4 protein-coding genes and 1 pseudogene are annotated in these 11,441 nt (G+C 49.8%); 3 read left to right on the plus strand and 2 right to left on the minus strand.

All coding sequences use genetic code 11. The features are described 5' to 3' along the window. Positions 1 to 22 precede the first annotated feature (22 nt). Complete coding sequence (locus T491_RS0105195) at positions 23 to 1,588, minus strand: RagB/SusD family nutrient uptake outer membrane protein (RefSeq protein ID WP_028902945.1); 1,566 nt, start codon at positions 1,586 to 1,588, stop codon at positions 23 to 25. A gap of 47 nt (positions 1,589 to 1,635) precedes the next feature. Further along, a complete protein-coding gene (locus tag T491_RS0105200; RefSeq protein ID WP_036915318.1) occupies positions 1,636 to 4,683 on the minus strand; it encodes a TonB-dependent receptor in 3,048 nt (1,015 codons plus the stop codon). 253 nt (positions 4,684 to 4,936) lie between these two features. On the opposite strand from T491_RS0105200, the gene T491_RS0105205 reads away from it, so the two are divergent. The 3 genes and pseudogenes from T491_RS0105205 to T491_RS0105215 form a co-directional block, all read left to right on the plus strand. Continuing rightward, entirely contained in the window at positions 4,937 to 8,986 is a 4,050-nt protein-coding gene (locus T491_RS0105205; RefSeq protein ID WP_051522981.1) for a hybrid sensor histidine kinase/response regulator transcription factor, read from the plus strand. A 111-nt stretch (positions 8,987 to 9,097) separates the two neighbouring features. Further along, entirely contained in the window at positions 9,098 to 11,077 is a 1,980-nt protein-coding gene (locus T491_RS0105210; RefSeq protein ID WP_028902948.1) for an alpha-amylase family glycosyl hydrolase, read from the plus strand. Positions 11,078 to 11,234: 157 nt separating this feature from the next. Continuing rightward, positions 11,235 to 11,441 (plus strand): annotated as a pseudogene (locus T491_RS0105215) (IS5/IS1182 family transposase); the annotation flags it as partial.

Consider the following 11,441-nt stretch of genomic DNA (forward strand, 5'->3'; position numbering starts at 1 on the left):
TCTTAACTCTTAATTCTCTTTATTACCATTCTGCATTCTGAGTCATGTTAGGATTGAGTTCAATCTCCTTCAGAGGGATAGGTAGAAGCTTGTGCTTGCTCTTGAAACCGTAGTTCTGGTTATTGTAAGGCCACTGTGTACCCTCGGTGCCGAAGGCGGGCACTTCCTTACCCTGCTGACCAAGTGCTGTCTCTGCATCGCCCCAGCGAACCAGATCCTGGAAGCGTACGCTCTCATTGCAGAGCTCCAGACGCTTCTCGGTTTTGATATCATCCAGTGAAACGCTTGTCAGAGGAGTCTCCTTGGCGCGAGTACGGATCTGATTGATATAATCGAGTGCCTTGCTGGTGTTGCCAGCCTGCAGATGAGCCTCGGCAGCCAACAGCAGAACCTCAGCATAGCGCATAATCTTCAGGTTGGTGAACTGAACACCCTGGAAGAACGACTGGTCAACAACGCAGTCTTCCTTCAACGACTGGTTTTTCCACATAAAGTATCCCTCGCAACCATATACCAAGGCACCTGTCTGGATAGTAACGCCAAAGGCTTTCAGCTGGTCATAGGTCATCATGGTCTTGTTGAGACGGTAGCCATTGGCACCCTCCCATGCCACGAAGGCATCGTAGAGCGACTTGCGTGGGTTCATAAAGCCATAAGTTCCCTGAGCAATCACCGCTGCAGCCTGACCGCTGTAGTTCACCTTGTCGGTACGCCAACCCTGCATCAGCAGACCCATGTCGAACTGGTTCCACATCTGCTCGCTATCATTACGCTTCTGCAGTTCGAATACCGATTCGCAGTTGTTGTTGGCTGCAGCATGGAACTGAGCATCGTACTCACCCTGATAGAGGGCATATTTGCCAGAGTTAATCACATTGTCGAGCATGGCAGCAGCCTCACTGTTCTTACCTTCAAAGAGATAAGCCTTGCCTAAGAATGCCTGAGCAGTCTCTTTGGTGATACGGATACCACCCTCGGCATCGTTCACGTCGCTCTTTGAGGGCAGGGTACCACTGTTGATGGCATCGTTCAGATCACTCTCGATGAGTGCCCACATATCAGCAGGGGCGCTGTTGCCTAAGCGATACTCGCCAGGTTTCAGCAGATGGTCTACAACAGGTGCTGTGCCAAAGAGCGTTACCAGCTCGAACGAAGCCCATGCACGGAACACCTTGGCCTCGTTGACGGCACGCTTCATAATAGGTGTGTCACCCTGTACCTTGTCGATAATCAGATTCGCTTTGTAGATGACGCCATAGAGTCCCGAATAAAGACTCTGGATCATGCCGTGGTCGGTGCCGAAGGTGTACTCGTTGAGTTTCTCCATTTCGGCATTGTCGCCGCGAGAACCGCCACCAGTCCAGACATCGTCCGACAGACAGTTCTTGGTCATAAACCAGTTGTAGTGAAGGCCGCGCATCTGCAGATAGAGTGAAGAGGTGGCCTGCATGGTGTTTTCGTCGTTGGTGTAGAAGTCTTCCATGCTTCCCAGGTTGCCGTGCTTGGCAATGTCGAGCTCGCTGTCGCAGCTGCTGAAGCTGAGCGATGAAATGGCCAACATGGCGATATATAATAGATTCTTTTTCATAATTGTATTCTTTTACTTTTTTACCTTTTTACTTTTTTACCCTTTCTTTAGAATTCGATGTTTAAACCAAGTACAACTTTCTTCGAGGTAGGATAGCCGCCCTTGTCGATACCCATACCTGAGGTAGCGTTGGTAGCAGCCTCAGGATCGAAGCCTGGATACTTTGAAAAGGTGAAGAAGTCGTCGAGTGAAGCATAGATACGGGCGTGGCTCAGGAAGACCTTATTGATCAGGCTCTTGGGCAGTGTGTATCCCAGCTGAATCTGCTTGATTTTGAAGAAGCTGCCATCGTAAACCATGGCGCTTGAGCAAGCGTACTTGTCCATATCGTTAGCACCTGCGCGAGGCACTGTACCGTTCTTGTTCTCAGCAGTCCAACGGTTATCGTAGAACACTTCTTTCAGACGGTTTGAAGCTGCGTAGTCAGGACGGTTGATACAGTTGAAAATCTGATTGCCGTATGAACCTGTTCCGAATACAGTCAGGTCGATGCCCTTATAGGCAGCTGTGAGGGTGATACCATAGGTGAAGTCGGGGATGGCGTCGCCAATGCAGGTCAGGTCGCCGTCAGATACTTTGCCGTCGTCATCCAGATCCTCGAACAAAGGATTTCCGGTTTCACTGTCGATACCGGCAAACTTATAGCCGCGGAAGTAGTAAACGGGATATCCCTTCTCGAAGTAGGTAATGGTGTAAGTGTGGAAGTTGCTACCGCTCAGACGTGTGATAGATGGATCGATGTATGTTACCTTGTTGCTCAGGGTAGAGAGGTTTCCGCGGATGCTGTAGTTGAAATCGCCGATGTGGTCGCGCCAGCCAAGCTCAAACTCGAAACCCTTGTTCTCTACGTTACCTGCATTCATTGGTGAAGTGCTGCCGCCGATGATGAGTGAAGGTGTGGTACCCCATACTAGCAGATCCTTGGTCTTCTTAATGAAGTAGTCGACACCGAAGGTCATGCGACCACCCAGCAGAATGCCATCGAAACCGAAGTTCAGCTGCTCAGAGGTCTCCCACTTCAAATCGTCGTTACCCATGGTTGAAGGGGCTGCGGCCTGTGTGTAGTTGATGCCTGAAGAGAAAGGATAGAGTCCGCCCAGTGCCATGTCGGTACTGTAGCTGTAGCCGCCCAGTGCCGAGAGACTACCATTCTGGCCCCAGCTGGCACGGAACTTCAAACTGTCGAACCAGCTCTTGAGAGGTGCAAAGAATTTCTCCTCGCTCAGAGTCCAACCTACTGATACAGCAGGGAAGTAACCCCAACGGGTTTTCTTAGAGAGCTTCGACAGGTCGGCAGCATCAGCACGCAGCGAAGCCTGCAGCAGGTAACGGCCCATGAAGTCGTAAGAGAGACGACCGAAGTATGAGTATTTGGTGCTCTCGTTAGTCTCACCGCTTACGCCCTTGGTAGCCGATGCGTTGGCATAGTTCAGATAGTAAAACAGTGGGTCGTTCTTCTTCAGGGCATCTTCGCCATTGGCAGTCAGTGAGCCATTTACATTATTGCTTGTTGACTTCTGGAACGACATACCAACCATGGCTGTAACGGTGTGTCCGCCAAAGGTCTTCATATAGTTTGCAAAGTTCTCCCACTGATAGTAGATAGAGGTAGAAGAACCTGCGCTGAAGTCGAGGAAATCGCGGCTCTGTACTCCGTTGCCATAGAATGGCAGACTGGTACTACTATTGTTTGAACCTGCCAAGCGATAACCGAAACGAGAAGTGATGGTGAGTCCCTTTGCAGGTGTGAAGTCACCATAGATAGAACCGTTGATATTGAATCCCTGATTCTTTGACAGACCGTTGTCACGCATAATCATTGGGTGATACTGTTCGCCGGCATAGAACTTAGAAACAGCATAGTAGTTTCCATTCTCGTCCTGAAGCAACTGTTTGCCGTTGGCCTGTGCATTTACCATCTGGTAAGGCAGGTTCTCGGCTGTGTATGTGTCGGGAGTAAGAGGATCAAGCATCAGGATGGATGTGAGCAGTGATCCGTACTCGTTGTTTGAAGATACAGAGCGTACATCGTATTTCTCAATCTGGTTGGTGGTTCCTACCTTCAACCAGTCCTTAATCTTATATTCAGAGTTAATGGTAGCTGTGAGGCGTTTGTACACATCAGCGTCGCCCTTAACAATACCATTATTATTAAGGTATGCGAGCGAGAGGTAGTAGTTGCCACGTTCGTTACCACCAGTGAATGAAAGGGCGTGCTTCTGCATGTGACCGTGATTGAAAGCAACATCGGTCCAGGCTGTATTGGTCACACCGTCCCAGTTCTTAAGTAGGTAATCTTTTGTAAAGATGTTACCTTCGTCCATGTACTGGATATACTGCTCAGAGTTCAGCATCTTTGGGATGCGAGCCAGACTCTCGTCGGTAAACATGAAATCGTAAGAGATCTTTCCCTGTCCGGGCTTACCTTTCTTAGTGGTGATAAGTACTACACCGTTACCAGCCTCGGCACCGTAGATAGCGGCAGAGGCAGCATCCTTCAGGATTTCCATTGATGCGATGGTGCTTGGGTCGATACCGCTGATATCACCCAGACGCACACCATCGACAACGAACAGTGGTTCTGAGCTTGAATTAGAGGAATAACCGCGTACGCGTATGGTTGGTGAAGAACCAGGGGCTGCACTCGACTGGATGATCTGCACACCAGAGGTCTTACCCTGCAAAGCCTGTTGTGCGTTGGCAATGGTGCGGTTCTCCATATCCTCGGGCTTTACCTGAGAGATGGCACCGGTAACAGAACTCTTCTTCTGTACACCGTAACCTACAACAACAACTTCGTCGAGAACCTTGTTGTCGGGTTTCATACGGATGGTCATGCCGTTCTTGGCAACTCCTTCGAATGTCTCGTAGCCGATGTAGGTGACGGTGATTACCTGACCGGGCTTGACGTTGACTACGAAGTTACCATCGAAATCGGTGATGGTTGCGTTCTTTGGATGACTCTTTTCGGCAACGGTAGCACCGATGACTGGTTCTCCGTTTTCGTCGATCACAGTGCCCTTAAGTCCTTGGGCGAAAGATGTCACAGACATAAACAATGCCATCAACATCAATAAAATACTGCTCTTTTTCATTGAGATTGTAATTGTTTTGAGTTAATTGTTAGAAATATACTTTGGTTTCAAATTTCGGCTGCAAAGATATAGTGAATTCTTAAATGATGTTTTTTTATTCTGTTTTTCGTTTTTCCCGCTTGTTCAAATCGCTGTAGCTGTTGTCCAATTTGTTTAAAAGTTGTTTGATTCGTTCAAAATAACCACCTAAACGCCATGATATATGGAAGATTTTACTTATCTTTGCATCAGATTACCACAAATAATGACTAAAATGAAACCTATTTTATCAATCTTTACCAGTGTGCTTTGTATTGTCATGATGTTGTCTTGTGAACGACAGGGTGTAACTGGTACTCATCTTGATAAGGACGAAGAGCACGACCTGGTGGTGGCTCAGGAACTGTCGAATACCCGTGTGCAGTGTCTTGCAGAAGATGCTGCCGGACAATTGTGGATAGGCACCTTCAGAGGTCTGAACCGTTACGACGGCCATGAGTATCATCAGTATTTCTGTACTTTCGATTCTCTGGGTCTGCCTGATAATAATGTGCAGGGTCTGCTCTGCGATAAGCAGGGGCGCCTGTGGGTGGCTACGGTGAACGGTGTCTGCCGTTATACCCGGCAGGATACCTTTGAGCCAGTGCTAATGCAGACGGGCAATCGTAATGCCCGAAAGTTGCTGATGGACTCGAAAGGGCGGGTGTTCGTCTATAATGGTACAGAGCTGCTGATGTACGATGAACAGCATCATATCTTCCTGTCGCATATCCAGCGAGCGATGACCAACCAGTCATGGGGCGACTGCTTTATCGACGCTGCCGACGATATTCTGTTGGCAGGGCCCGGCAATCTGCTGGTGTTCAGTGGTGAGACTTTTAAGCAGAAACACGAGGTCAAGGGCTCGCCCAATAATGGATTCTATTACTTCGATCTGCTGTCGAATGGACTGTTCCTGTGCTCAGGCAATGGCTCCTTGGCACTCTACGATACCAAATCACGTCAGTCGGTACCTCTGCCGCAGGACATGATGGACAGACTGACGGCGCACAGCAGCGTGCTACAGGCTGCCTGTCTGTTGGATAACAACAGCATCCTGCTCAGTACCTCACGCAACGGTCTCTTTGAGCTGAACCTGCTGACCCATACTCTCCGTGGACAGAACGATGCGGGCTTTACGGTGCCTGCTCCCGATGCTTATGTGACTCAGATATTCCAGGATTCACGCAAGAATATCTGGATGGGAACCTACGATAAGGGCTTGTTTGCCGATTATTACTATAAAGAGAAGTTCGGCGGTAGCGACAACTACCTGAACCGTGTCCTTGAGAATTCCTCGGTATTCGCTGTGGCAATCGACAAACAGGCGAACCTCTGGATCTCCACCTTGCTGAAAGGCGTTTTCGTCTATCATGCTACCACCCAGAAGGCCGAGCAAATAGAGATAGCCGGACTGCCTGCTGGTGAGCGCAAGAATGCCATCACCCACATCTTCTGTGATCGTGATGGACTGTTGTGGCTGTCGACCAGTAACATCGTGATGAAATGCCGGTATGATGGCAATAGACTGAATATTCTTGGACAATGGCAGGTGCCGATGACGATGGACTTTGAACAGACCGACGATGGTACCGTATGGGCTGCTACCAGCACCACTTATCTCTTCGGCTTCCATCCCGGTGCCAGTGAGCCTGAGGCCAAACAGGCTTTCAATGTCGATTTTACCTTTATCCCCTCGTTGCTGAAACTGAACGATGGCACCATGCTGATCTCGGCATTCTATCAGCAGATTATGAAGATGGACCCCAAGACCGGCAAGCTGAGTCAGCAGGACATCGCCGGCATGCAGCGCTGTATCCGACGTAGTGTCTTCATCCCCACGGATATGCACCAGGATAAGCAGGGCAACGTATGGATAGGTACCGTCAGCAATGGCTTGCTGCGCTATAATCCCCGTACCAACGAGATGAACCGTATTGCGGGTCTTTCGTGCTCGGATGTGGCTGCGATTGAGGAGGACCGTCAGGGTAATCTGTGGATCAGCACCATGAAGGGCCTGAACCGTTTAGATACCAAGACGGGCACCATCACGTCGCTCTATAAGGCCGACGGACTGGCTGGCGACGAGTTCTGCGACCGTGCTTCATGTCAGCTGCCCAACGGCAGTCTGGTGTTTGGCGGTTCCGATGGTGTGACGATGTTCAATCCTGCCGATATCGACACGCTCCGGAAGATACCGCTCCTGTTCAGTCATCTGAAGATTCACAATCAACTGGTGCGTCCTGCAGCTGGAGGTCCTATCGAGACCATGCTGGACTGTTGTAAGGAGATTCGTCTGAAGCATAGTGAGAACAGTTTCAGTATTTCCTATACGGCCCTCGACTTCGGCGAATACGAACGCGTACATTATTATTATAAGCTTGAAGGATTTGATAGCGACTGGATTGACGCGGGTAGTACCCATACCGCCAGCTATGCCAATCTGCCGGCAGGACATTACACTTTCCGGGTGCGCACTTCCGACAGTGCCAGCGACCAGGATGCCAGTGATGTGCGTCAGATAGCGGTGATTGTAGATCCTGCCCCCATGCTGTCGTGGTGGGCTTGGCTGATCTATGCGTTGATAGGTGCGCTGATAGCACTCTATCTCTATCAGAGTGCCCGTAGAGTGGTGGCTGCCCGTCGTGCTGCCCGAAAGGCAGAGATGGAGAAGGAACAGGAACTGCGTACCAATCAGATGAACATGAGCTTCTTTGCGAATATCGCCCATGAGTTCCGTACGCCGTTGACGATGATTGCCGGACCTGTGGCGCAGTTGGCTAAGAGCGACAGAGTCGGAGACGAGGAGCGCAACTTGCTGTGCATTGCCCAGCGTAGCATCCAACGTATGTTCAAACTGGTGAACCAGCTGATGGACTTTAATAAGCTGGAGAACGATACCCTGCGCCTGACTGTAGAACAGATCGACGTGGTGAAACTGCTGAACGATATCTGCGATTCCTTCGAGTTTAATGCCAAGGAGAAGGGCTTGCAGTTGAGTCGCTTGGGTATGGAAGACCTGCTGATGGCATGGACCGATGGCGATAAACTGGAGAAGATTGTAAGTAATCTGTTGTCGAATGCCTTGAAGTTTACCCCACGTGGTGGTAGGATAGATGTGCAGCTGGATGTGGTTGACGACCAGGTGAAGATAACCATTGCCGACACAGGTAAGGGTATCCCGGAGGAGCACAAGGAGAACATCTTCAAACGCTTCTATCAGTTGGATAACCAGACGAAAGCTATCGTCAACTATGGTACTGGTATCGGACTCTATTATTCACGCCGGTTGGCTGAACTGCACCATGGCACCCTGACTGCCGATAACCGTCAAGGCGCCGAAGGGGCTGTGTTTACCTTGGTTTATCCGATGAATGAGCCTGCCTATACCGAGGCAGAGCGCCGTCCGCTGGAAGGCGATACTGCACTGGCTGTCGGTGCCCAGTTGTCAACTGGCTGCTCGGCTATGCCGCTTGGCTCTGCCAAGAATAATCCATTGTCAACTGTCGATTGTCAGCAGAATGACGATGACCGCCCGACCATCCTCGTTGTCGACGATGATACGGAGATTATCAACTATATGCGGATGCTGTTCTCGCACGACTATCACCTGGTGACCTGTCTCGATGCCGATACGGCGCTTGAGGAGATGCGGGCCGAAGAGCCCAATATCGTGCTGAGCGATGTGGCGATGCCCGGCAAGGACGGCTATCAGCTCTGTCAGGAGATTAAGCAGGATATCCAGCTTAGTCATATCCCAGTCATCTTAGTGACAGCGAAGGTCACCGCTGAGAATCAGGTTGAAGGTCTGAATGTAGGTGCCGATGCTTACGTCACCAAACCCTTCGAACCAGCTGTGCTCTCTGCGCTCATCCAGTCGCAGCTGAAGAACCGCGACCGTGTACGCAAATTGCTTTCTAAAGCCACTACCACCGAGGAGGAGGGTGTGGATAATGTGCTGTCGGAACAGGATAAGCACTTCATGGAAGAGCTCTATAAGCTGATGGAAGAGGAACTGTCGAACTCGGAGCTCGATGTCACCCGTATCACCAAGTTGCTCTATATCTCACGTACCAAACTTTATTATAAGATCAAGGGCCTGACTGGCGAGACGCCCAGCAGTTTCTTCCGTACCTACAAGCTGAACCGTGCGGCAGAGTTGTTGAAGAGCGGCAAGCATACGGTGGCCGAGATTGCCGATATGACCGGATTCAGTACGCAGAGTCATTTCTCCGTTGTCTTCAAGAAACAGTTTGGTGTCACCCCCACAGAATATAAAGGGTAGGGGAATTGTGCAATCGTTTGCCTCCATGCGTTATGGGATTTCTTTTCTGATGCGAACAACGTATCAGAAAAATCCCTATCTTTGCAGCATGAGAATAAACTAAGAACAAAAATGAAACGGATTTTATTAGTAACCGCCATCCTGATGGCAAATGTATTATCAATGAGTGCAGCAAAGAAACAAGTGATTGACCGTATCGACCCCACCGACTGGTATGTTGGGATGAAGAACCCGCAGGTGCAGTTGATGGTCTATGGCCAGGGGATTCGCGATGTTGCCAGTGTAACCACTGATTATCCCGGTGTGGTGATCGATAGTTTAGTTCGCCTTGATTCTCCTAACTATCTGTTGGTTTACATGAATCTGCGTGATGCGCAACCCGGTACGATGACACTGACCTTTGCCGGTGGCACCGTGAAGGGCAAGAAAGGGGTGAAGGTACCGTATCAGCTCAAGGCCCGCGAGATGAGCGGCGACAAGCGTATGGGTTTCACCAATGCCGATGTGCTCTATATGCTGATGCCCGACCGCTTTGCACAGGGCGCTAACCATCCGGCACAGATCAAAGGCATGCGCAACTATGTGGAAGACCGTACCAAACCCAGTCTGCGTCATGGTGGCGACCTGAATGGTATCCGCGAACACCTCGACTATTTCAAGGAGTTGGGCGTGACAGCCCTCTGGTTTACCCCTGTCCTCGAGAACGATTCGCCCGACTCAAAGAACGGCTTCGCCACCTATCATGGCTATGCCACTACCGATTATTATAAGGTTGATCCACGCTTCGGCTCCAATGAGGATTATAAGCGTCTCTGTGATGAGGCTCACCAGAAGGGATTGAAGATTGTGATGGATATGATTTTTAACCACAGCGGTTTTGAACATCCTTGGACCAAGGATATGCCCAGCAAGGATTGGTTGAACACACCTGAGTGGCTGACAGAGAAAAACAGCGGTCGCGACCCCATGACTGGCTTTACCGCTAATGCCGATGGTTCTGAGCCCGCTAAGAGTGCTTACCTGCAGACATCGTATAAGCTGACACCAGTGGTTGATCCATACGCTTCGGAGATCGATCTGAAGGAGACGGTAGAAGGATGGTTCGTCCCATCGATGCCCGACCTCAACCAGCATAATCCCCACCTGATGCGTTACCTCATCCAGAATTCTATCTGGTGGATTGAAACTGTGGGTATCGACGGCATCCGCATGGATACCTATCCTTATGCCTATGCCGATGCGATGGCACAGTGGCTGAAAGAACTCGATGTAGAGTATCCTAACTTCAATACAGTAGGCGAGACCTGGGTCACAGAGCCTGCTTATACCGCTGCCTGGCAGAAGGATTCGAAGATCACGCCATCTACCAACACCCAGCACCCGCTCACCAATACTTATCTGAAGACCGTGATGGATTTCTCGTTCTTCGATAAGCTGAATCAGGCCAAGTACGAGGAGACCGATGGCTGGTGGAATGGTTTTAACCGCCTGTACAACTCGTTTGTCTATGATTATCTCTATCCCAACCCTTCTAGTGTGATGGCTTTCATTGAGAACCATGATACCGACCGTTTCCTGGGTAATGGCAAGGATACACTGGCTCTGAAGCAGGCTTTAGCCTTGCTGCTCACCGTTAACCGCATCCCCCAGCTCTATTACGGTACCGAGGTGCTGATGAATGGTACCAAGGAGAAAACGGATGGCAATGTGCGTAAGGACTTCCCCGGTGGATTCCCCGGCGATACACATAACTGCTTTACCAAGGAAGGACGTTCCAAGAGCGAGCAGGCCATGTTTACCTGGCTCTCTCGTCTGCTCCACTGGCGTCAGGGTAATGAAGTGATTACCAAGGGCAGACAGATTCAGTTCACCCCGTTCAATGGTGTCTATGTGATTGCCCGTCAGTACAAGGGCAAGACGGCTATGACCATTCTGAACGGCACGTCGAAGCCCGCTACATTTGATGTAGCACGTTATGCAGAAATCATCGGTAAGGCAACAAAGGCTAAGGATATCCTGACTAATCGTTACGTGGATGTATCGAAGAATATGGAGCTGAAAGCGCGTCAATCGCTGATACTTGAATTCTAAGGATGATATTTGAATAGAAAGCTCCCCTCCCGCATAAGGAGGGCACTGAAAAAGTCCTATTAGGCACTTTTTAACAATTACAGTCTGCACATAGTCAGTAAAACATTTGGCTATGTGCAGATTTTTTTGTACCTTTACAGCATAAAAGAGAGTGCTTATGCTGTCGCAACAACAAGAGTTAGTATTGAGTGAGTATAGTGCCTTGTACGACATAGTTGTCCCACAAGACAATCTTCTGAGACGTATCAACGGGCTCGTTGATTTTTCTTTTGTCTATCAAGAGTTGTTAGACAAATACTGTCCAGACAATGGTCGTATGGCAGAGTCTCCTATCCGCATGTTCAAGTACCTGCTCCTTAAGGTC

This window comes from Prevotella sp. P6B4 (genome assembly GCF_000619985.1).
Taxonomy (GTDB): Bacteria; Bacteroidota; Bacteroidia; order Bacteroidales; family Bacteroidaceae; genus Prevotella.

Bases quoted from the DNA above. Each gene is read 5' to 3' on its own strand.
- T491_RS0105195 (WP_028902945.1), bottom strand. From the start codon at position 1,588: ATGAAAAAGAATCTATTATATATCGCCATGTTGGCCATTTCATCGCTC.
- T491_RS0105200 (WP_036915318.1), bottom strand. From the start codon at position 4,683: ATGAAAAAGAGCAGTATTTTATTGATGTTGATGGCATTGTTTATGTCT.
- T491_RS0105205 (WP_051522981.1), top strand. From the start codon at position 4,937: ATGAAACCTATTTTATCAATCTTTACCAGTGTGCTTTGTATTGTCATG.
- T491_RS0105210 (WP_028902948.1), top strand. From the start codon at position 9,098: ATGAAACGGATTTTATTAGTAACCGCCATCCTGATGGCAAATGTATTA.